21 protein-coding genes, 1 tRNA gene and 1 pseudogene are annotated in these 20,244 nt (G+C 69.4%); 10 read left to right on the top strand and 13 right to left on the bottom strand.

Annotation, left to right across the window (positions count from 1 at the left end; all coding sequences use genetic code 11):
• Positions 1-2: 2 nt before the first annotated feature.
• Positions 3-1,298: a serine hydrolase gene (locus OHU35_RS19435; RefSeq protein ID WP_229873370.1), complete on the top strand. Its 1,296-nt coding sequence runs from the start codon at positions 3-5 to the stop codon at positions 1,296-1,298.
• On the opposite strand, the gene OHU35_RS19430 is transcribed toward OHU35_RS19435, so the two are convergent.
• From OHU35_RS19430 to phoU, 3 genes are all read right to left on the bottom strand, one after another.
• Positions 1,295-1,543: an SCO4226 family nickel-binding protein gene (locus tag OHU35_RS19430; protein WP_189729418.1), complete on the bottom strand. Its 249-nt coding sequence runs from the start codon at positions 1,541-1,543 to the stop codon at positions 1,295-1,297. The genes OHU35_RS19435 and OHU35_RS19430 overlap by 4 nt on opposite strands.
• 148 nt (positions 1,544-1,691) lie before the next feature.
• Complete coding sequence (locus OHU35_RS19425) at positions 1,692-1,847, bottom strand: hypothetical protein (RefSeq protein ID WP_184599362.1); 156 nt, start codon at positions 1,845-1,847, stop codon at positions 1,692-1,694.
• Between the two features lie 144 nt (positions 1,848-1,991).
• Positions 1,992-2,693, bottom strand: a complete 702-nt coding sequence (phoU, locus tag OHU35_RS19420; protein ID WP_189729417.1) for a phosphate signaling complex protein PhoU — start codon at positions 2,691-2,693, stop codon at positions 1,992-1,994.
• A gap of 264 nt (positions 2,694-2,957) precedes the next feature.
• On the opposite strand from phoU, the gene OHU35_RS19415 reads away from it, so the two are divergent.
• On the top strand, positions 2,958-4,250 hold the full coding sequence (locus tag OHU35_RS19415; RefSeq protein ID WP_189729416.1) for a cell wall metabolism sensor histidine kinase WalK: 1,293 nt from the start codon (positions 2,958-2,960) through the stop codon (positions 4,248-4,250).
• The gene (locus OHU35_RS19410; protein WP_030243122.1) at positions 4,247-4,927 is read left to right on the top strand and encodes a response regulator transcription factor; all 681 of its coding nucleotides are present in this window, start codon (positions 4,247-4,249) and stop codon (positions 4,925-4,927) included. The genes OHU35_RS19415 and OHU35_RS19410 overlap by 4 nt, the downstream gene beginning before the upstream one ends.
• Positions 4,928-5,003: 76 nt before the next feature.
• Here the strand turns inward: OHU35_RS19410 and OHU35_RS19405 are convergent, their stop codons facing one another.
• A complete protein-coding gene (locus tag OHU35_RS19405; protein WP_189729415.1) occupies positions 5,004-5,711 on the bottom strand; it encodes a DUF461 domain-containing protein in 708 nt (235 codons plus the stop codon).
• Between the two features lie 600 nt (positions 5,712-6,311).
• Between OHU35_RS19405 and OHU35_RS19400 the strand changes: the two genes are divergently transcribed.
• From OHU35_RS19400 to OHU35_RS19375, 6 genes are all read left to right on the top strand, one after another.
• On the top strand, positions 6,312-6,794 hold the full coding sequence (locus OHU35_RS19400) for a CarD family transcriptional regulator (RefSeq protein WP_003953493.1): 483 nt from the start codon (positions 6,312-6,314) through the stop codon (positions 6,792-6,794).
• 287 nt (positions 6,795-7,081) lie between these two features.
• Positions 7,082-7,846, top strand: a complete 765-nt coding sequence (ispD, locus tag OHU35_RS19395) for a 2-C-methyl-D-erythritol 4-phosphate cytidylyltransferase (protein ID WP_189729414.1) — start codon at positions 7,082-7,084, stop codon at positions 7,844-7,846.
• Entirely contained in the window at positions 7,836-8,330 is a 495-nt protein-coding gene (gene ispF, locus OHU35_RS19390; protein ID WP_359893214.1) for a 2-C-methyl-D-erythritol 2,4-cyclodiphosphate synthase, read from the top strand. The genes ispD and ispF overlap by 11 nt, the downstream gene beginning before the upstream one ends.
• A gap of 135 nt (positions 8,331-8,465) precedes the next feature.
• Positions 8,466-9,863 carry a cysteine--tRNA ligase gene (gene cysS, locus OHU35_RS19385; protein WP_189729411.1) on the top strand — a complete coding sequence of 466 codons (1,398 nt, stop codon included), beginning with the start codon at positions 8,466-8,468 and terminating at the stop codon, positions 9,861-9,863.
• Between the two features lie 115 nt (positions 9,864-9,978).
• Positions 9,979-10,914 (top strand): 23S rRNA (guanosine(2251)-2'-O)-methyltransferase RlmB, encoded by a 936-nt coding sequence (gene rlmB / locus OHU35_RS19380; protein WP_189729409.1) that lies wholly within the window; start codon positions 9,979-9,981, stop codon positions 10,912-10,914.
• 128 nt (positions 10,915-11,042) lie between these two features.
• Positions 11,043-12,731 carry a DoxX family protein gene (locus tag OHU35_RS19375; protein WP_189729407.1) on the top strand — a complete coding sequence of 563 codons (1,689 nt, stop codon included), beginning with the start codon at positions 11,043-11,045 and terminating at the stop codon, positions 12,729-12,731.
• A 75-nt stretch (positions 12,732-12,806) separates the two neighbouring features.
• Here OHU35_RS19375 and OHU35_RS19370 read toward each other — a convergent pair whose 3' ends face one another.
• From OHU35_RS19370 to OHU35_RS19360, 3 genes are all read right to left on the bottom strand, one after another.
• Entirely contained in the window at positions 12,807-13,538 is a 732-nt protein-coding gene (locus OHU35_RS19370; protein ID WP_189729405.1) for a nucleotidyltransferase family protein, read from the bottom strand.
• 101 nt (positions 13,539-13,639) lie between these two features.
• Complete coding sequence (locus tag OHU35_RS19365; protein ID WP_189729403.1) at positions 13,640-14,095, bottom strand: hypothetical protein; 456 nt, start codon at positions 14,093-14,095, stop codon at positions 13,640-13,642.
• A 219-nt stretch (positions 14,096-14,314) separates the two neighbouring features.
• A complete protein-coding gene (locus OHU35_RS19360; RefSeq protein ID WP_189729401.1) occupies positions 14,315-15,397 on the bottom strand; it encodes an ABC transporter ATP-binding protein in 1,083 nt (360 codons plus the stop codon).
• A 238-nt stretch (positions 15,398-15,635) separates the two neighbouring features.
• Between OHU35_RS19360 and OHU35_RS19355 the strand changes: the two genes are divergently transcribed.
• Positions 15,636-15,709: transfer RNA gene (locus OHU35_RS19355), tRNA-Thr, on the top strand.
• Between the two features lie 127 nt (positions 15,710-15,836).
• Here the strand turns inward: OHU35_RS19355 and OHU35_RS19350 are convergent.
• The 6 genes and pseudogenes from OHU35_RS19350 to OHU35_RS19325 form a co-directional block, all read right to left on the bottom strand.
• Complete coding sequence (locus tag OHU35_RS19350) at positions 15,837-16,007, bottom strand: hypothetical protein (protein ID WP_189729353.1); 171 nt, start codon at positions 16,005-16,007, stop codon at positions 15,837-15,839.
• A gap of 55 nt (positions 16,008-16,062) precedes the next feature.
• Positions 16,063-16,800, bottom strand: a complete 738-nt coding sequence (locus tag OHU35_RS19345) for a DUF1648 domain-containing protein (RefSeq protein WP_405509278.1) — start codon at positions 16,798-16,800, stop codon at positions 16,063-16,065.
• 61 nt (positions 16,801-16,861) lie between these two features.
• Positions 16,862-17,209, bottom strand: a complete 348-nt coding sequence (locus OHU35_RS19340; protein ID WP_189729351.1) for a GntR family transcriptional regulator — start codon at positions 17,207-17,209, stop codon at positions 16,862-16,864.
• A gap of 551 nt (positions 17,210-17,760) precedes the next feature.
• Positions 17,761-18,264 carry a hypothetical protein gene (locus OHU35_RS19335; RefSeq protein WP_189729349.1) on the bottom strand — a complete coding sequence of 168 codons (504 nt, stop codon included), beginning with the start codon at positions 18,262-18,264 and terminating at the stop codon, positions 17,761-17,763.
• Positions 18,255-18,818 carry a hypothetical protein gene (locus tag OHU35_RS19330; RefSeq protein ID WP_405506150.1) on the bottom strand — a complete coding sequence of 188 codons (564 nt, stop codon included), beginning with the start codon at positions 18,816-18,818 and terminating at the stop codon, positions 18,255-18,257. Before OHU35_RS19330 ends, OHU35_RS19335 begins: the two co-directional genes overlap by 10 nt.
• 995 nt (positions 18,819-19,813) lie before the next feature.
• Positions 19,814-19,978, bottom strand: a pseudogene (locus tag OHU35_RS19325) (IS1380 family transposase); the annotation flags it as partial.
• Positions 19,979-20,244: the final 266 nt, after the last annotated feature.

Genomic DNA, 20,244 nt, shown 5'->3' with positions numbered 1-20,244 from the left:
CCATGGCCCACCACGGACAGCGGAAGTCGTCGCCTCTCCGCCTCAACGCCCTCGCCGCCCTTGCCGCGCTCGCCGTCGCCACCACCGCCCTGGCCGGTCCCTCCCACCCCCCTCCGCCCCGATTACCGGCGAAGGGCGGCCAGGCAGCACATCACAAGACCCAGACCGCACATCAGAGGACTCATGCCGCACATCAGAAGACCCAGGCCGTACTGAACGAGATCGTCGCCCGGGGCACCCCCGGCGTCATCGCCCAGGTGCGCGACCGGCACGGCGTGTGGGACGGCCGGGCCGGTGTCCGAAAGCTCGGGTCCGAGCTGCCGCGCAGCACCCACGACAGGTTCCGTATCGCCAGCGTGACCAAGACCTTCACCGCCACCGTGCTCCTGAAGCTCGAAGCCGAGGGGAAGCTGTCGCTGGACGACAGCGTGGCCACGTGGCTGCCGGGGGTGGTGCGCGGCAAGGGCTACCGGCCCCGGCACATCACCGTGCGGCACCTGCTCAACCACACGAGCGGGATCTTCGACTACAACATGGACGCCGGCTTCCGGGCCAAGTACGCGGGCGACGAGTTCGACCGCAACCGGCACGTCGAGTGGTCCCCGGAGGACCTGGTGGACATCGCCCTCGCCCACCCGCCGAACTTCCAGCCGGAGCAGGGCAGCAGGCCCGGCCGACCCGGCAAGTGGGACTACTCGGACACCAACTACGTCCTCGCCGGCATGGTCGTGGAGAAGGCCACCGGCCGCGGTTACGCGCACGCGGTCGAGCGCCTCGTCATACGGCCCCTCGGCCTGCGCGGCACGAGCGTCCCGGGCAGCTCGCCCCGACTGCCCTCACCTCACGCCCGGCACTACTCCACGCTCTTCGAGGACGGGCCGGAGGCGAAGGTGCGCGACGTCACCGAGTTCAGCCCCACGGTCGCCTTCTCCGCGGGGCAGATGATCTCGACCGTCGGCGATGTGAACACCTTTCTGTCCAAGCTGCTGGCCGGTGAGCTGCTGCCGCCCGCACAGCAGCGGCAACTGCTCGACGCCGTCCCCGTCGACGGGGACAAGGGACACGGCGGTCCGCAGGACGTCTACGGCCTCGGCCTACGGCACTTCAGGCTCGCGGAGGGCTGCTGGGCCTGGGGCCACGGCGGCATGATCCCCGGCTCCGCGACCCGGGCCCTCGCCTCGGCGGACGGACGGCAGGTCATGACGATGAACCGCAACGGCGACTGGGGGGAGCAGCGGCTGGAGGACGCCGCCGTCGAGACCGAGCTCTGCCGCCGATCACCCACCCGACCTCACTAGACCGACAGCGGCACCGGATGGATCTCGTCGGCCTTGTGCCCGGCGCGCTCGTGAATGCGCTGGATGGCTTCGGCCGAGGGCGCCTCGGAAAGGCAGTACACCAGGCCGGACTCCGGGTCCGCCCAGGCCGCCTCGAAGTGGACGCGCTCGTCCCCCTCTATCGCGAGGTCCGCGTTGTGAGCCTCGCGCAGTTGCTCTTCCGTAATGCCCTTCATGCTGTGGTGGACATCCATGAACTTCGCCATGGCCACGCGCCTCCTTCGGTACGTACCTTCCCCTTCCATGCTCCGCCTGTACGGACAGGGCGGCGACCCCGTGGCCGACCGTGATGGAAACGCCGCAGGGCCCCGGCGACCGCCGGAGCCCTACAGGTCGTACGAACATGTGCCGGCGTCAGCCGCACTGGCAGGGGCTGCCCGACTGACACCCGCAGCCGCAGCCCGAGCCGCAGCCGCACGCGGCGATCAGGGTCAGGTTCCTGATCTCGGCGGGCTGCTCGGTCTCGCGCTCCTGCGTGGGGTCGGGCGTGGTGCTGGGGGAATCGGCCATGGGTTCCTCCTTGAGGCTGGTGCCTGTGCCCATTGGATGCCCGTTCCGCTGGGCGCATCAACGGCGCACTGAGGCTTGCGCGCGCCCCGGCCGATCCTCACCCGCCCCCAGCCCGGCCTCAGCCGATCCCGACCCACTCCCCGCTCAGGCGCTCTCCGCCTCCGACACCGCCTGGATCTCCGGCTGCACGTCCGTCTGGAGCTCGTCGGCGTGCTCGCCCGTCACCAGGTACACCACGCGCTTGGCGACCGAGACCGCGTGGTCGGCGAACCGCTCGTAGTAACGGCCCAGCAGCGTGACGTCCACGGCCGTCTCGATGCCGTGCTTCCAGCGGTCGTCCATCAGGTGCTGGAAGAGGGTGCGGTGCAGCAGGTCCATCTCGTCGTCGTCCTGCTCCAGCTGGAGTGCCAGGTCGACGTCCTTGGTGATGATCACCTCGGCGGCCTTGGCCATCAGGCGCTGGGCGAGCTGGCCCATCTCCAGGATGGTGGCGTGCAGGTCGCTCGGGACCGCGCGGTCCGGGTAGCGCAGCCGCGCGAGCTTCGCCACGTGCTGGGCGAGGTCGCCCGAGCGCTCCAGGTCGGCCGACATGCGCAGCGACGTGACGACGATGCGCAGGTCCGTCGCCACCGGCTGCTGCCGCGCCAGCAGGGCTATGGCCCGGGCCTCCAGGTCGTGCTGCAGCTCGTCGACCTTCTGGTCGGCCTCGATCACGTTCTCGGCCAGCTTCAGGTCGGAGTCGAGCATGGCGGTGGTGGCGCGCCCGATCGCCGATCCGACCAGCCGGGCCATTTCCACCAGACTGTCGCTGATCGAGTCCAGTTCCTCGTGGTACGCGTCCCGCATCAGGCTTCCCTCTCGTGCGTCTGTGTCGGGGGTTCAAGGGCCGGGGCCCAGCGAACAGGCCGGGACCCACCGAACAACCGGCGGTACGACCGTCGTATTACCAACGGTCCGAACCCCACGCTCCCACGTTCCGGCCTGTACGCGTCCGTTTCCGTCATCCCAAATGAACCAATACTGGCTCCAAGGTGAACTCTGGGCGACGAGTGTTCGAGGTCGCAGTCCGACGGCTGTGGCCCGTGCCCGAGCCATGCCTAACCTGGGTGCATGGACGTGAACGCGGCGGTCGCCGCAGTGGCAGCGATCGCCGGAGTACTCACCGGTGTCATCGCCATGCTGGCGTTCCGGTGGAGCGAGCGCGAGCAGAAGCGCCCCACGCGTACCTCCCTGCACACGGACCCGGTGCTTCCGCCGGGCGTGGACACCGTCCTGTCGGTCCTCAGGTCCTCCGCCGTCGTGCTCGACGAGGCGGACGCCGTGGTCAAGGCGAGCTCGGCGGCGTACGCCCTCGGGCTGGTCCGCGGCGGCAAGCTCGCCGTCGAGCCGATGCTGCAGATGGCCCGGGACACCAGGCGCGACGGGGAGATACGCCAGGTGGAGCTGGACCTGCCGAGGCGCGGTACCGGACGCGGTGAGGCCCTGGCCGTCTCCGCGCGGGTCGCGCCGCTCGGCTCCCGGCTGGTGCTGCTGCTCGTCGAGGACCTCACCGAGGCCCGCCGGATCGAGGCGGTCCGGCGCGACTTCGTCGCCAACGTGAGTCACGAGCTGAAGACCCCGGTCGGCGCCCTCTCCCTGCTCTCCGAGGCCGTCATGGACGCCTCCGACGACCCCGAGGCCGTGGAGCGGTTCGCCGGACGCATGCAGATCGAGGCCACCCGGCTGACCAGCCTGGTGCAGGAGCTCATCGACCTGTCGCGGGTGCAGAACGACGACCCGCTGGAGGACGCCGAGCCGGTCCGCGTCGACGAACTCGTCGCCGAGGCCATCGACCGCTGCCGGCACCAGGCCGGCACCAAACAGATCAACATGGCTGCGGGCGGCACCGCCGACCTGCGCGTATGGGGAAACCGCGGCCAGCTCGCCGCCGCCCTCGGCAACCTCGTCGAGAACGCGGTCAACTACTCGCCCGCCCGTACCCGCGTCGGCATAGCCGCCCGCAGGGTGAACGCGTCCGGCGGGGAACACATCGAGATCGCCGTCACCGACCAGGGCATCGGCATCTCCGACAAGGACAAGGAGCGCATCTTCGAGCGCTTCTACCGCGTCGACCCCGCTCGCTCCCGTGCCACCGGCGGTACGGGACTGGGGCTGGCGATCGTGAAGCATGTGGCCGCCTCGCACGGCGGGGAGGTCTCCGTGTGGAGCGCCGAGAACCAGGGCTCCACCTTCACCCTGCGGCTGCCGGAGGCCGGTGCGGTCCGCGACCGCGCACATCAGCAGCCCGCCCGAGATGAACGCGCAGGAGGCGCGGGCCTCGACGAGGAGGCCGGGCGGTCCACCCCCACATCCCCCGAATCAACCGCGTACGAAACGCTTCCTGCCCCGGAGGTCCTTCCGTGACCCGAGTGCTCGTCGTCGAGGACGAGGAGTCCTTCTCCGACGCCCTGTCGTACATGCTCCGCAAGGAGGGCTTCGAGGTCGCGGTCGCGACCACGGGCCCCGACGGACTCGACGAGTTCGAGCGCAACGGCGCCGACCTCGTCCTCCTCGACCTGATGCTGCCCGGCCTGCCGGGCACCGAGGTGTGCCGCCAGCTGCGCGGCCGCTCCAACGTCCCCGTCATCATGGTGACCGCCAAGGACAGCGAGATCGACAAGGTCGTCGGCCTGGAGATAGGAGCCGACGACTATGTCACCAAGCCGTTCTCCTCGCGCGAACTGGTCGCGCGTATCCGTGCCGTACTGCGCCGCCGCGGCGAGCCCGAGGAGGTCACCCCGGCGGCCCTGGAGGCCGGTCCGGTCCGCATGGACGTCGACCGGCACGTGGTCACCGTCGGCGGCACCAAGATCGACCTGCCGCTCAAGGAGTTCGACCTGCTGGAGATGCTGCTGCGCAACGCCGGGCGCGTCCTGACCCGCATGCAGCTCATCGACCGGGTCTGGGGCGCCGACTACGTCGGTGACACCAAGACCCTCGACGTCCACGTCAAGCGCCTGCGCGCCAAGATCGAGCCGGACCCGGGCGCCCCGCGCTACCTGGTGACGGTCCGCGGCCTGGGCTACAAGTTCGAGCCGTAAGCCGCACGCCGGCGACGGAAACAGAAGGGGCGGGACCTCCAGGAGGTCCCGCCCCTTCCACGACTGCCGCGGCCGCTCAGTGCCCGGCGCCCGCGCCGCCCGTCGCGCTCGCCGAAGCCGCGTCGGTCGGCGTGGCCGGCGACTCGTGACCGCCCGGGGTCTCACCGCCGGCGGGGCTCTCCGGCGCGCCCGACTCGCCCTCGGCCGGAGAACCGGCCGGCGAACCCGACGGCGAACCGGACGGGGCGCCCGACGCGCCCGGCGCGGCCGGGACCTCGGTCGGGCCCCACTCGGTGAAGTAGTGCTTGGCGGGGACGACGAACGCGCGCAGGCTCACGTCACCGGTCTTGCTGAAGGTGAAGGTGACCTTCTGGGCGTTGCCGTCCTGGACGGCCTCGCGGCTGCTCGGCAGGCTGGCGGTGGCGTTGTCCTTGCCACCGAGGATCAGCGAGCCGCCGGCGGGGATGCTGAGGCTGCCGCCCTTGGCGGGCTTGAGCTCGGCGGTCTTGCCGGTGCCGGGGATGGTGATGGACTCCAGCGTCTCGGCGGTCTTGCCGGAGTTGAAGAAGGTCGCGGAGATCGCGGCCGGGCCCGTCGACTCGAGGTCCGGCTGGGTGATCACCACGGCGTTCTGGATCTTGATGTCGCCGACGCTGGTCGCCGCGTTGTCCGGCTTGATCTCCAGTGTCTGGGCGTTGTTGCCGGCGCCGCACGCGGCGAGCGAGGCGATCGAGAACGCGACGGCGGCAGCGGCGAGGGCGCCACGTCGAAGGCTGCTGCTCACGGCGGCGGCAACTCCTTGACTCGAGCAGAGCGGCCGATAAAGCCGCCCTAAGTGTGTGTCAGCAGGCCTCAGGTTACCGAGCCGTTCCCGCACGGCCGCACCCGACCCCCCGGTACCTCTGATCCCACCTGCGTCACAACTGATTCCCGCATCACATGTGACTCCTGGGTCACATTGCCGGAGTGCTCGTCCGGCATTCACATAAGAGTCCCGCGCGGTACCGCAAAATTTCCGTGAAGGAATGCGCGGACCGCCTCGGAATTGATCACCCACGGCCCGCCCGGAGGTCTCGTGATCAATTCCGGATTCGACCGGAACCCGGCTCGGGCCTCCGAACGGAGTAGCGGAAGTCGATCATACGGAACGGGACATATCGGGATGTTCGGCCGTCTGGAGGGGGCTTCGGATACGTGTAACGTACGCGTTTCGCTCACCCCGGACAGCCGCTCTCACCTGCGAATACCTTCTTCCATCCCCTGGGCGAAGCACGTTCCTGTTGGACTTGTCAAGCCCCGAGATATGCCCTGACCTGCGAAAACGCCATTCAGAACCCGCAGTTTCCGTGTTACCCTGGATAGCCACGGAAGGGGTACCTGTCACATGACGTTCAAGGTTGGCGACACCGTGGTCTATCCCCATCACGGGGCCGCGCTGATCGAGGCTATCGAAACTCGCCAGATCAAAGGCGTGGACAAGACCTACTTGGTGCTGAAGGTCGCCCAGGGCGACCTGACGGTACGTGTGCCAGCGGACAATGCGGAGTTCGTCGGCGTGCGTGATGTGGTCGGTCAGGACGGGCTGGACCGGGTCTTCGAGGTGCTGCGCGCGCCGTACGCCGAGGAGCCCACGAACTGGTCCCGTCGATACAAGGCAAACCTGGAGAAGCTCGCCTCCGGCGATGTCATCAAGGTCGCGGAAGTCGTGCGTGACCTGTGGCGTCGTGAGCGCGAGCGCGGACTCTCCGCAGGCGAGAAGCGCATGCTCGCCAAGGCCCGCCAGATTCTGGTGAGCGAACTCGCCCTCGCGGAGAACACCAACGAGGACAAGGCCGAGGCCCTGCTCGACGAGGTACTCGCCTCCTGAGGCGAAGCCCGTCGCTCAGCACTCTGCTGATCAACGCTGCACATCGAAATGCCGCGGTGCCCGATGACGAATTTCCTGTCGCCGGGCGCTGCGGCATGTTCGTACTCGGATGCCGGTGCACCGCCACCCCGGGATGTGTTATCACTCACGACCCGGTTGCTTTGGCGTGCCGGGCCCGGGCAGCCGGCTCGACCAGCGTCACGGAAGGGTCCGGTCGAGCGCGTCGCGCCCGGCACTCCTCCAGGCCATACCCACGCCAGGCCAGCACACAAACCTGACAGGAACCGATGTCTGACGAATCACGCCCTTCGCCGCCGGCCGCCCCCGCGGCAGCCCGTACGGCGGCCGTGATCCCGGCCGCCGGCCGCGGTGTACGGCTCGGCCCGGGCGCCCCCAAGGCGCTCCGCGCACTGAGCGGCACCCCCATGCTCATCCACGCGGTCCGCGCGCTGGCCGCCTCCCGTGCCGTCTCCCTGGTCGTCGTCGTGGCCCCGCCCGACGGTGCCGCCGAGGTCAGGTCGCTGCTCGACGCGTACGCGCTGCCCGAGCGGACGGACTTCCTCGTCGTCCCGGGCGGGCAGACCCGCCAGGAGTCCGTGAAGCTCGGCCTGGAGGCGCTGCCGTCCGGCCACGACATCGTCCTGGTGCACGACGCGGCCCGCCCGCTGGTACCGGTGGACACCGTCGACGCCGTGATCGAGGCCGTACGGGACGGCGCCCCGGCCGTGGTCCCTGCGCTGCCGCTCGCCGACACCGTCAAGCAGGTCGAGCCCGCCGGGACCCCCGGCGAGCCGGAGCCGGTCGTCGCCACGCCGGAGCGCGCGCTGCTGCGCGCGGTGCAGACCCCGCAGGGCTTCGACCGGGCCACGCTGGTCCGGGCGCACGAGACGGTGACCGGCGAGGTCACCGACGACGCCGGCATGGTCGAGCAGCTCGGCCTCACGGTCGTGGCCGTGCCCGGGCACGAGGAGGCCTTCAAGGTCACCCGGCCCCTGGACCTGGTCCTCGCGGAGGCGGTCCTGGCCCGCAGGAGGCTCAACGATGGCTTCTGACGAGATCCCGCTTCCCCAGGTCGGCATCGGCACCGACATCCACGCCTTCGAGGAGGGCCGCGAGCTGTGGTGCGCCGGCCTGAAGTGGGAGGGCCAGGGACCGGGCCTCGCGGGCCACTCCGACGCGGACGTCGTCGCCCACGCCGCCTGCAACGCGCTCTTCTCCGCGGCGGGCCTGGGCGACCTCGGCCAGCACTTCGGCACCGGCCGCCCCGAGTGGTCCGGCGCGTCGGGAGTCGCCCTGCTGACGGAGGCGGCCCGCATCGTCCGCGAGTCCGGCTTCCGCATCGGCAACATCGCGGTGCAGGTCGTGGGTCCCCGTCCGAAGATCGGCAAGAGGCGGGACGAAGCGCAGAAGATCCTGTCGGAGGCGGCCGGGGCACCGGTATCGGTGTCGGGCGCGACCACGGACGGCCTCGGCTTCCCCGGACGGGACGAGGGCCTCATGGCGGTGGCAACGGCGCTGGTCGTGAAGCGGGGATGACTGGTCCGACTGTCAGGGCGCGGGGCTGTGTCTGATGTGCGGCTCCGCCGCGTGGGCGCGAAAGCCCCCACCGACCCGCCCCCGACAAACAAGGGACTGCCCCACGCACGCCCCACGGCCTACTACCCTGGTGTCGTGACTATTCGCCTGTACGACACCAGCGCCCGGCAGATCCGTGACTTCACCCCGCTCCAGCCGGGTTGTGTCTCGATCTACCTGTGTGGTGCCACCGTGCAGGCCGCCCCGCACATCGGCCACATCCGGTCCGGCCTGAACTTCGACATCATGCGCCGCTGGTTCGACTACCGCGGCTACGACGTCACGTTCGTGCGGAACGTCACCGACATCGACGACAAGATCATCGCCAAGTCGGCCGACCAGAACCGCCCCTGGTGGTCCATCGGTTACGAGAACGAGCGCGCGTTCAACGACGGCTACCACGCCCTCGGCTGCCTCCCGCCGACCTACGAGCCGCGTGCCACCGGCCACATCACCGAGATGGTCGAGATGATGCGCGGCCTCATCGAGCGCGGGCACGCCTACGAGGCCGACGGCAACGTCTACTTCGACGTGCGCTCCTTCCCGGGCTACCTGGAGCTGTCCAACCAGGAGCTGGACAACCTCCAGCAGCCGTCCGGCGCCGGCGAGACCGGCAAGCGCGACCCGCGTGACTTCGCCATGTGGAAGGCGGCGAAGCCGGGCGAGCCCAGCTGGGAGACGCCGTGGGGCCGCGGCCGCCCGGGCTGGCACCTGGAGTGCTCGGCGATGGCGCACAAGTACCTCGGCACCGCCTTCGACATCCACGGCGGCGGCCTCGACCTGGTCTTCCCGCACCACGAGAACGAGATCGCCCAGGCCAAGGCCTACGGCGACGCGTTCGCGCGGTACTGGGTGCACAACGCCTGGGTCACCATGAGCGGCGAGAAGATGTCCAAGTCGCTCGGCAACTCGGTCCTGGTCAGCGAGATGGTCAAGCGCTGGCGGCCCATCGTGCTGCGCTACTACCTCGGCACCCCGCACTACCGCTCGATGATCGAGTACAGCGAGGAGGCGCTGCGCGAGGCCGAGTCGGCGTTCGCGCGGATCGAGGGCTTCGTGCAGCGCGTGGTGGAGAAGGCCGGCGTCGTCGAGCCCTCCGCCGAGGTGCCGCTCGCCTTCGCCGAGGCCATGGACGACGACCTGGGCGTGCCCCAGGCGCTGGCCGTGGTGCACACCACCGTCCGGCAGGGCAACAGCGCGCTGGCCGCCGACGACAAGGAAGCCGCCGTGGCCCGGCTCGCCGAGGTCCGTGCGATGCTCGGCGTCCTCGGCCTCGACCCGCTCGACCCCCAGTGGGCCGGGGAGGGCGACCGCGGCGAGGACCTGCACGGCGTGGTCGACACGCTGGTGCGCATGGTCCTCGACCAGCGCGAGGCCGCCCGGGCCCGCAAGGACTGGCCCACCGCGGACGCCATCCGCGACCAGCTGGGGCAGTCCGGCCTGGTCATCGAGGACAGCCCGCAGGGTCCGCGCTGGAGCCTCGGCCCCCGCTGAGACAAGGCCCACGGCTGATCGACTGTGCCGCCCGGGCCTCCGGACGGCACACTGCAGAGACGTAACAGACGTACGCAGACGTACGTACGAACCACATCACGGAGACGGGTAGCTCATGGCCGCGAACAACCGCCGCATGTCCGGCAAGAAGGGCGCGCAGGTCGGCAGTGGCGGCAAGCGGCGCCGGGGCCTGGAAGGCAAGGGGCCGACGCCGCCCGCCGAGGCGCGCAAGGGGCACGCCAAGCAGCGCGCCGCACAGGCCAAGTCGCGCCGCGCCCAGAGCCGCACCAAGGGCCCGCGCGCCAAGGGCACCTCCGAACTCGTCGTCGGGCGCAACTCCGTCGTCGAGGCGCTGCGCGAGGGCGTGCCGGCCTCCACGCTGTACGTGCAGCAGTTCATCGACAGCGACGAGCGGGTGCGCGAGGCCCTGCAGCTCGCCGCCGAGCGCGGGGGCATCAACCTCATGGAGGCGCCGCGCCCCGAGCTCGACCGGATGACGAACGGGCTGAACCACCAGGGGCTCGTGCTCCAGGTCCCGCCGTACGAGTACGCCCACTCCGAGGACCTCGCCCGCGCCGCCGCCGACGAGGGCGTGGACCCGCTGATCGTCGCGCTCGACGGTGTGACCGACCCGCGTAACCTCGGCGCGGTCGTCCGGTCCGTCTCGGCCTTCGGCGGGCACGGCGTCGTCGTACCCGAGCGGCGGGCCGCCGGGATGACGGCGGGTGCCTGGAAGACGTCCGCCGGCGCGGCCGCCCGTACGCCCGTCGCCCGCGTCACCAACCTGACGCGCGCGCTGGAGGCGTACAAGAAGGCCGGCATCGTGGTCGTCGGCCTCGCCGCGGACGGTGAGGTCGAACTCGGCGAGCTGGAGGCCCTGGGCGGGCCTGTCGCCATCGTCGTCGGGAGCGAGGGCAAGGGACTGGGCCGGCTGGTCGGCGAGACGTGCGACTACCGGGTGCGGATCCCCATGCCGGGCGGCACCGAGTCGCTCAACGCCGGTGTGGCGGCGGGGATCGTGCTGTACGAGGCGGCGCGCCGGCGTCGCTGAACAGGCATCCGGAACTTCACCCGTACGGGGTAATTCCGGAGGTGTCGGGGCGACAAGGACAAGCTTGACGGGGTCCGGACAGATCCGGCCGGTCAAAGCAGTGTCCTATCGCGACGTCACTCGGTTAGATGAGTGTGGACACCAGAACACCCCGCACTCCCACGGGGGACCGCTCGTCGGGACTCGACGACGCTCCCGCGCTGAGCATGGTGAAGGTGCCGAGCGACCCGGCGCAGGTCATCGTCAATCACGCGAGTTTCCGCGTGCAGTTGGGCGTCTCGACGCGTCGCGTCCAGTCCCCTCGGGTCGCACGGCACCTGACCGCCAGCGAGGACACCGCCCGCATCCCCGTCGCCACCGCCGGGGGCGGGGCGGACGGGGCCACCGCCCGCCGCCGGCCCGTCGTCTGGAGCGGCAGATCCGCGCCCGACGACACCGGCGCCCACCGGCTCCTCCAGGCCGTGCGGCACGAGAGCATCCGCCACACCGAGGAGCCCGCCTCCGACGCCGGAGCCACCCAGGTCATCTCCCGCCCGGCCACCGGCCACGGGAACACGGGCTACGGCGGCACCGGATACCAGGGCGACGGCTACGGCGCCGGATACGAGGACGACCTCGACCAGACGGTCGAGACCCCCGTCGTCGGCCCCCAGCGCACCCACTCCGACGGCACCCGGCTGCTGCCCCCCATGCGCACCGTCGGCAGCGCCTACGACGAACCCGCCTACGCGGAAGAGGACTTCGAGGACCTCACCGCCGACACGGACGAGGCCGGGCGGGCCTCCAGGCGTCACGGCGACGACCCGGCGCGGCACGCCTACTATCCGGGCCGCCGGATGAACCTCGGCGTCGTCCTGCTCCCGCTGCGCGTGTTCCTCGGCTTCATCTCCATCTACGCCGGCATGGGCAAGCTGTGCGACCCCGTCTACTTCGACGGCGGCAAGCGCGGCTCCATGGTCACGTGGCTCAACACCCTGCACCCCTGGGAAGTCGCCGAGCCCCTGCGCCAGTTCGCCCTGCAGCACCCGGTCGGCTCCGGGCTGGTCATCGCCTTCGCCCAGGTCATCGTCGGTGTCCTGACGGTCCTTGGCTGCTGGCAGCGTGTCGCCGCCGCCTTCGGCGCCCTGCTCTCGGCCGCGCTGCTCGTCACCGTCAGCTGGAAGAGCGTCCCCGCCTACGAGACCCCCGACATCATCTACCTGGCCGCCTGGTCCCCGCTGATCATCGCCGGCGCCCCCGTCTACTCCGTCGACGGCCGGCTGGCCGGCAGCGCCTGGCGCCGCCTCGGGCCCCGCGCCGACATCTGGGACCTGCGCAGCTACGTGCTGCGGCGCGGCGCCCTCGTCACCGCCATCACCGCCGGACTCACCCTGCTCGTCGGCTCGCTGCTGGGCGGCGCCGTCCGCGACGCCGACCGGGTCGTCGTCCCCGGCCCCGGCGAGGCCCCGCGCAACGAGCTGCCGGGCTCCCCGCTCCCGGGCGAACCCGGCAAGCGGCAGGACAAGAGGACCCCGTCGGCCTCCACGTCGCCCACCCAGGGCGCCACGGCCGGCTCGGCCAGCCCCAGCGCGGGCACCACGACCCGGCCGGACGCCACCCGGGGCAGCGGCACCGTCACCGGCGGCTCGCCCAGCCAGACCCAGGGCAGCGCGGGCCAGGCCCCGCCCCGGCAGTCCTCCCCGGCCGACGAGGCACCGAGCACGACCTCCGGCCCCACGTCCGGCGGCTCCGACACGGGCGGCTCCGGCTCGACCGGCGGCACCGGCGACGGCTCCTCCTCGGGCCAGCCGGGCCTGGTGGGCGGCTTGCTGGGCTAGCCGGCCGACCGAAGCAGGAAACAGGAGAGGGGCCCCGCACCGTCACGGTGCGGGGCCCCTCTCCTGTGCGCGCTCTCAACGGCCCGTAGCGGCCAGTTCCTTCGCAGCCTCCGTCAGGTCCTTCGCCGTGTCGATGGCACGCCAGTAGGACCCCTGAGGGATCGTGAATCCGGCCAGCCGCTGCTCGCGGGCCAGGCGAGGGAACGTCGTACGCTCATGGTCACCCCGCTGCGGCAGCAGATCCGTGAACTCGGGGGAGAAGACGTAGACGCCCGCGTTGATCTCGAAGGTCGACGGCGGGGCCTCGATGAAGTCGGTGATGTGGCCGAAGCCGTCCGTCTTCACCGCGCCCCACGGCAGGCGGGGCCGGGCCAGGGCGAGTGTCGCGATCGCGTCCCGCTCGGCGTGGAAGTCGGCCATGTCACGCAGCGAGAACCGGGTCCAGATGTCGCCGTTCGTGGCGTACCAGGGCTGGTCCGGGTGGGGAAGGCGCTCCGCGGCGTACTTGAGGCCGCCGCCGCGGCCGAGGGGCTCCGACTCCACGACCGTGGTGACGGAGACGGGCAGATCGGCCGTGTCCAGCCACGTCTGCAGTACCTCGGCGAGGTGGCCGCAGGAGACCACCACGTCCGTCACGCCCTCCTCGGCGAGCCAGGACAGCTGATGGCCGATGATCGGCGTCCCCGTCCCAGGGATCTCGACCATCGGCTTGGGCCGGTCGTCCGTGTACGGACGCAGCCGGGAGCCCTGGCCTCCGGCCAGAACGACGGCTTGAACGGGGCGGGACGCGGCGCTCGGATCGCTCATGAGACCGAACTGTACGGGGCGTCCCGCCCGCGGATTGCGGCGGACGAGAGGTTCTGGCGTCTGCCGTTATGGACTGCCCACCCGGTGGCAGGGCGGTGCGCTCAGCTGTGTGCGGCGGCGACGCCTGAGGCGAAGGCGGTGTCGCAGACCGGGCGGGCGTAGGACTGGGCGCGCGTCGGGCCGTAGACCCGGACGGCGGCCTGGCCCAGGGCGCGGGCGAGGGAGGCGCAGTGCCGGGCCAGCGACGGGCGGTCGTCGACGGCCTGCTGGAGGTGGGTGAGGGCGACGCCCGGGTTCTCCTCCTGCAGCTCGGTCAGCAGCCTGTCGCGCAGGACGTCCTGCGGGGCACGCTTGGCGGCACGCGGGGCGCCGGCGGACATGGCGGTGTCCGCTGCGGTGAGCACCGGGTCGGAGGAGCCCCCCGACCAGTTGACTCGGCTCACCGCGAGGGTCCCGGAGAGCACCAGGACGACGGGCAGGACGAAAGCGAGGGTGCGGCCGATTCGCCGGGCGGGGCCCCGGCCGCGTCGCGTCTGTTGGGTAGTGGAGTGCTTCACGCGTGTGAGGGTAGCGCGGGGTAATGGTTTGTAGACATTTAGTCACCGGTTCGGGGGATGAGCAGGGGCCCATTTTTGGGTAGGGGGTTGACGCACACTGCTCGAAACGTCCGGTCTGCCGGGGTATTTGTCGACAACGAGAAAGGCCCCGCAGCGCTCTGCGGGGCCTTCTTCGTCAACCTGGGTGAATTACCCGGGGTTGGGTGTTTGCGGTTGCCGTCAGTCGGACAGGCGCGCGCCGGTCGACGTCGAGAACACGTGGGTCTCGCCGGAGCGGGGCACGATGTGCAGCTGGCTGCCCTTCTCCGGGACGTCACGGCCGCTGACGCGGACGACGAGGTCCTTGGAGTCGTCGCCGACCTTCGCGGTGCCGTAGACGTAGGCGTCGGCGCCGAGCTCCTCGACGACGTTCACGGTGACCGCGAGGCCCTGCTCGGCGTCCGAGACGTCGAAGTGCTCGGGGCGGACACCGACGGTGACGGTCTTGTCGGTGGCGGCGGCGATCGCGTCGCGCTGCACCGGCACGACCGACTTGCCGAACTTCACGCCGCCGTCGGTGATCGGCACCTCGACCAGGTTCATCGCGGGGGAGCCGATGAAGCCGGCCACGAAGAGGTTGGCGGGCTTGTCGTACATGTTGCGCGGGGTGTCGATCTGCTGGAGCAGACCGTCCTTGAGGACCGCCACGCGGTCGCCCATCGTCATGGCCTCGACCTGGTCGTGGGTGACGTAGACGGTGGTGATGCCGAGGCGGCGCTGCAGGCTCGCGATCTGCGTACGGGTGCTGACGCGGAGCTTGGCGTCCAGGTTGGACAGCGGCTCGTCCATGAGGAACACCTGCGGCTCACGCACGATGGCGCGGCCCATGGCGACACGCTGGCGCTGACCGCCGGAGAGCGCCTTCGGCTTGCGGTCCAGGTAGTCGGTGAGGTCGAGGATCTTCGCGGCCTCCTCGACCTTCTGCCGGATCTCCGCCTTGTTGACGCCGGCGATCTTGAGCGCGAAGCCCATGTTGTCGGCGACGGTCATGTGCGGGTAGAGCGCGTAGTTCTGGAACACCATGGCGATGTCCCGGTCCTTCGGCGGCAGGTGCGTGACGTCGCGGTCGCCGATGCGGATGGCGCCGGCGTTGACGTCCTCGAGCCCCGCGAGCATGCGGAGCGAGGTGGACTTGCCGCAGCCGGACGGGCCGACGAGGACGAGGAACTCGCCGTCCTCGATGTCGATCTCCAGCGCGTCAACAGCGGGCTTGTCGGTGCCCGGGTAGATCCGGGTCGCCTTGTCGAACGAGACAGTGGCCATGATGAGTGAACCCCTTCTACCGGCAGGAACGTGCCGGACGATCCGAGTAGGAAGGCGGTGCCACGACGGGAACTCCGTTGTGGTGTAGTCCACGCGTGTGAACTGGCTCAGGACCGTACCTGGCGTTCACCTGGTCTGTCAGTACCTCCGGGCCTGTGAACTTCGCGGAAATTTTCGACGGGGCCCGTCGGGGACCTGGGTACACTGCTCGGGCACGTGCGGGTGCACACCCGTACGGGCCTCCTTAGCTCAGATGGCCAGAGCAACGCACTTGTAATGCGTAGGTCGTCGGTTCGAATCCGACAGGGGGCTCCCTTGGGCCCCAGGTCACATAGCCCGTGACCTGGGGTTTTCTGTTGCTCGGGGCGGGGCGTGTCACACGGCCGAGACGTCGTGACTCTGCTTGCGTGCACGATGCGTGAGCGGAGGGCGATCGTCCCTACCTCTTGGGCTTCTTCCGCCGGCTCTTCTTCTTGCCTTCGGCCTGGGCCTTCTTGGCGCGCTTGGCCTTCTCCCGGGCCTTCTCGGCCTTCCGCGCGGCCTCTTCGGCCTCCGCCTTGCGTTGGGGTGGGACCAGTTTGGCGGCGGCGTTCAGGCGCCGCGGCCTCACCGGGAAGGAACGCTCCGCCCGGTGCGGCTGGCGCCCTGCTAGAACCACCCGCACGTCAACTTGAACGTTGAGTGTTCAAGGAATCCAGGAGGGCAGCCCCGCGCTCAGCATCGTCCACGCTGACGGCAAAGTCCTTGCCAGTGTGGGTGCGGATAACCAGACACTCCCCACTGCGGAGCATCACCGTGGTGCCCAGCCCGCTCAGTCGGTATCCCCAGCCGCCGACCTGGGCAGGTGTGCGTGCCTCGACGCGGGCAGCCGCAATGGCGTCAGTAGGCCAGCGTCGGGCCGGCCAGCCCAGAGACCCGAAGGCCACCTCCAGACCCCTCTCAGTCACCCGTGCCTGCACCGACGCGAAGCCGAATACCAAGACAGAGGCAAGAGCGAACGGCCCGGCCAGCAACGCAGCCTCAGCCCCGATCAAGCCCCCCCCAGTGCCGCCACGACGGCTGCCACTGCTGTGACACCGGCAGCCTGTAACCGTGTCCGCCTCGCGCCAGTCCGAGTGGTCCAGATTCGCCCGAACGACAGCGGCCTGTCCGCCCAGGAGCAGCACGCCCCCGGACCCCAGCGTCGCGCCAACCCACCCCCGTGCTCCACTGTTCGAAGTGGCGCGGGCCCGCCACAGCACCAGTGCCACAGTCGTCGCCATCACTCCCCAGATCAGCGCCGGGAAGAGCGACGCGGCCCACAGAGGCATGGAACTGTCGGGCTTGCCGGAGCCGGCGTCCCAGTGCGTCGCCAGCCGGTCCGGTAATCGATTGCTGGCAGCCAGCGGCAGGGCGGCGAGCAGGACGAAGACCCCCGAGGCCCAGCCGGCGACACCCCACGCCGCCTACGGCCCGCATGGTTGGTCACGGAATCTCCCTGATCATGTCGATGAGGTCGCTCTTGCTGTATCCGAGGTGCGCCGCATCGGCCACGAGGTCGCGTACGCGATCCAGTAGTGCAGAGCGCTCGGCCGCCCCGTGGGTCACTGTTACGCCTCTGCCTCGCCGGAACTCCAGTACCCCTTCGTCGCGAAGCGCTCGAAGACCGCGCAGGACGGTGTTGACGTTCACTCCCAGAACTTGGGAGAGGTCCCGTGCAGGGGGAAGCCGGTCACCCGGCACGCACTCCCCTTCGGTGATGGCGCGTCGGATTGCACCGGCCACCTGCTCGTGGAGGAGGCGGTTGTCTGAAGAGTTCAGCTTTAGCAGCATGGTGCTAAAGAAAATAGCACCATTAGTTTGATTCTGCTGTGGCGTTCGGTGTCAACTGTGATCACCGAGATGCAGCCCGCGGCGAGCAGCGGCTTTGCCGCCAGCACCGGCGGGTGGAACAACCTCGCCTGAAAGTGCCGCCGAGGGCGGGACGGATAGAGAGCGGATCGGTGGGCGGGGAGAGTTGCAGGAGGCGTAGCCAAGGGGTGCAGGCCGGAGTGGTCGAAGAAGTCCGCTCCGTCCAGATCGGCGACCGTGCGGCGGGCGGGGCGGTTCAGGGCGACCAGCCTGCCCACCTGCAGAAACGACCGCCCTCGAATGAGCCGAAAGGGTCCGTCAGCAAGCGGACGAACCCTCACGCAGGATGCCTGCACTCAGCCGCATAACGTCATCTCCCATCTGGCGCCCGGGACCCACCGGGCGTGTCCCAGAACCGGCGTCCCCATCAGGCGCCGGGCTACGCCAACTCCAGTACAGCCATCAAGTCCTCGACGGCTGCATCACTGGAACCGGACTTGCGCTCGCACCAAGACGACATCGCGCTTCCGAAGTCAGTAAGTGATGACGGAGTCGATGTACACCTTGATATCTTCCTGGCGCACTTCAGTGGTGTTGGATCCCACGGCCTTGGACTGCTGGCCGACGGCTCCGGGCAAGATGGAACCGAAGTCGAATTCCGCGCTGTATGAGACGCCTTCGGAGCTGACAGTGATCTGCGTCTGGTACCGGAGAGCTCTCCCCGTGTCATTGGTGACGTTGCAGGCCACATTGATCCCGTACTCGCCGGGCGTGACCCGTACTTCGACATTGTCCGAGGTGACGATCTTCGTCTTACCGAGGTAACTGATCACCGGCGTCGGATCATGCGTGGGTTCACCGGTCTGTTCGACCACCGGCGACGGCGGGACCAACGACGGCGGGACGGTCACAGATTCCGTGGCCCTGTCCGGAACGGTCTTACTGGCGGTGCATCCAGCGGCGCTGAGGATGGTGGCGGCGATGGCTGCGCCGTACGCGATACGACGCAGCCCGCCACGAATGGAGGTCAGTTGCATCCGGACATCTTGTAGGTGTTGTCGACGACGACCTGGCTCCCGGACTTCATGTAGGAGTACGCCTCGCCGCAGCCGCCGCGCTTCTGGTAGACGGGCCCGGCGTAGGTGCTGTACGTACCGAAGTCCTCGGTGTGAGGTGTGTCGGTGAAGTTGTCCTTCAGGCGGATGCCCATGGAACGCGCGGAGCCGGTGTCGTTGAAGAGGACACCGCAGATGTACTTGTCGTACAGCTTGTTGGAGCCACTGTACTTGCCGTTCCACCACAGGTAGAGGGTGGCGTTCGTGCCGTATCGTGCAGCGCCCTCGGAGATGGTGTAGCCGGAGCCGCAAACGTTGGCGGCAGCCGCAGCCATAGGCGCGTTGGCTTCCAGAAGCGCCTTGCCACCAGCGCCTTCGATCATCTTGAGGCCCTTGCTGTCTCTGAGTTCGACGATCTTCGGGTCCTTGACGCCTAAGTTGGCGGCGGCGTTAGCGCTAGCGCTTGTAGCGGTGACGGCGGTCAGGGCCAGGGCTGCGGCGACGATGGTGGTACGTATGACGGAACGCGTGAACATGGAGCTCCCTTGTCATGCTCTCGATTGGAAACGGGTGCGACTGTATCCCCTTCGGCTGTCCTGCAATAGTCTGTTGAGCTTGTTTTGAGCTTCGCAAATACGGAACGACATCTCCCCTTTCCTTGGCCGGTAGGCCATCAGTTTCCTTACGCCGCAGATGGGTTGGTTTTCGGACACTGAAAATCGGCCACTGTGAATTCGCAGGTCACTTGGCCTGGTGTCAGCCGACGTTCTTGCACTCGTACTGGTCGTGGGCGGTTGCCTGCTCCCGAACTCTTCTGTGAGGGCGGTAGGTGCGGGTCAGCCCCGGGGTGAGGAAAAACCGGCCGACGCACCACGGTTCGCACATGACGGCTCAGGAGAGGCCGGAATCGGCCAACGTACCGAAGCGCGACGTCCGGCCCGCTCCGTTCCACTGCACAGGAAAATCACTGATCAGGAGTCGAGGCACGCCGTGTCCGGACACTTCCTCAGCACGACCCTCTTTCTGCTATGTCCCCGACCAGTGCCTATTTCCGTCGGTGCCACGTGTCTACATTGACCTTGCACTCAGGCGACCTGGTCTCACCAACCCGGTCTCCGTGTGCCGCCCGGGGGAGCAAGTGTTGCTGATGCAGCGCCGCATACGACCGCGTTCCTCCCCTTGCGCCGAGACGGGGAGAGACGGGAATGTGACACCTGCCGAAGGTATCGGCGCTGCGGCCTGAGCCGTTTGGGCCATCAAGCCCGCCGCGCATCGCATTGAGCCGATGCTCTTCCGCCTAGCGGAGCCTGATCGTCGGCCGGATCACCGCGACAGCGCAGGAGTTGCACGCGTTGCTGCTCGGAAGCAGCCCGAAGACAGCCTGGCGGTACTTCCGGGCAGAGCAGAACAACGGCAGCTGACTCAGTCCCTGGCGCAGAGACCGCGCCGGCATCGACGCGTGCGAGTGACCGGTCGGTCTTTTCTTCGGGAGCGGTCCCATCCGCCCCATCGACGCATCCACCCTCGTGCGGAGGCTCCGTGGGTTGCGCCACGGAGCCAGGGCCTGGGGTATGGCCTGGTCAAGACCGGTCTTGCGGACCGTGTCGACGAGCAGGACCGAGCCGGCCTGGGAGACGACCTGGCGGCCGTCGCACTGGACACGGACACGGGGGTACAACCCGATAGAGTGCTTCACCTGGGAAGTGCCTCCGGCGGTGGCAGGAACAAGGACCTCGACAATCCTCATTCTTGCTGGTCAGAGGCACTTTCTGCTTTCCTGACCACCTACCGGACAGCACGCTTCATGAAAGCGCGAGGCTAACGCCTGACGCGTCTGCATCGCTCGTGCTGGCTGCATCGGGCATGCCCCTGCTCGCCACCGTCGGTGTGGTCGCCTTGGTCTTCCGTGCCTTCCGCGGCAAGGGCCGGCTGCAGTGGTCTTGCGCTGGAGGGCACGGCATG

Origin of the sequence: Streptomyces purpurascens (genome assembly GCF_045040895.1) — a bacterium.
GTDB classification, from domain to species: Bacteria; Actinomycetota; Actinomycetes; order Streptomycetales; family Streptomycetaceae; genus Streptomyces; species Streptomyces purpurascens.
This window is presented reverse-complemented; position numbering and strand designations above follow the sequence as displayed.

Bases quoted from the DNA above. Each gene is read 5' to 3' on its own strand.
- OHU35_RS19435 (WP_229873370.1), top strand. From the start codon at position 3: ATGGCCCACCACGGACAGCGGAAGTCGTCGCCTCTCCGCCTCAACGCC.
- OHU35_RS19430 (WP_189729418.1), bottom strand. From the start codon at position 1,543: ATGGCGAAGTTCATGGATGTCCACCACAGCATGAAGGGCATTACGGAA.
- OHU35_RS19425 (WP_184599362.1), bottom strand. From the start codon at position 1,847: ATGGCCGATTCCCCCAGCACCACGCCCGACCCCACGCAGGAGCGCGAG.
- phoU (WP_189729417.1), bottom strand. From the start codon at position 2,693: ATGCGGGACGCGTACCACGAGGAACTGGACTCGATCAGCGACAGTCTG.
- OHU35_RS19415 (WP_189729416.1), top strand. From the start codon at position 2,958: ATGGACGTGAACGCGGCGGTCGCCGCAGTGGCAGCGATCGCCGGAGTA.
- OHU35_RS19400 (WP_003953493.1), top strand. From the start codon at position 6,312: ATGACGTTCAAGGTTGGCGACACCGTGGTCTATCCCCATCACGGGGCC.
- ispD (WP_189729414.1), top strand. From the start codon at position 7,082: ATGTCTGACGAATCACGCCCTTCGCCGCCGGCCGCCCCCGCGGCAGCC.
- ispF (WP_359893214.1), top strand. From the start codon at position 7,836: ATGGCTTCTGACGAGATCCCGCTTCCCCAGGTCGGCATCGGCACCGAC.
- rlmB (WP_189729409.1), top strand. From the start codon at position 9,979: ATGGCCGCGAACAACCGCCGCATGTCCGGCAAGAAGGGCGCGCAGGTC.
- OHU35_RS19375 (WP_189729407.1), top strand. From the start codon at position 11,043: ATGAGTGTGGACACCAGAACACCCCGCACTCCCACGGGGGACCGCTCG.
- OHU35_RS19370 (WP_189729405.1), bottom strand. From the start codon at position 13,538: ATGAGCGATCCGAGCGCCGCGTCCCGCCCCGTTCAAGCCGTCGTTCTG.
- OHU35_RS19360 (WP_189729401.1), bottom strand. From the start codon at position 15,397: ATGGCCACTGTCTCGTTCGACAAGGCGACCCGGATCTACCCGGGCACC.
- OHU35_RS19340 (WP_189729351.1), bottom strand. From the start codon at position 17,209: ATGCTGCTAAAGCTGAACTCTTCAGACAACCGCCTCCTCCACGAGCAG.
- OHU35_RS19335 (WP_189729349.1), bottom strand. From the start codon at position 18,264: ATGCAACTGACCTCCATTCGTGGCGGGCTGCGTCGTATCGCGTACGGC.
- OHU35_RS19330 (WP_405506150.1), bottom strand. From the start codon at position 18,818: ATGTTCACGCGTTCCGTCATACGTACCACCATCGTCGCCGCAGCCCTG.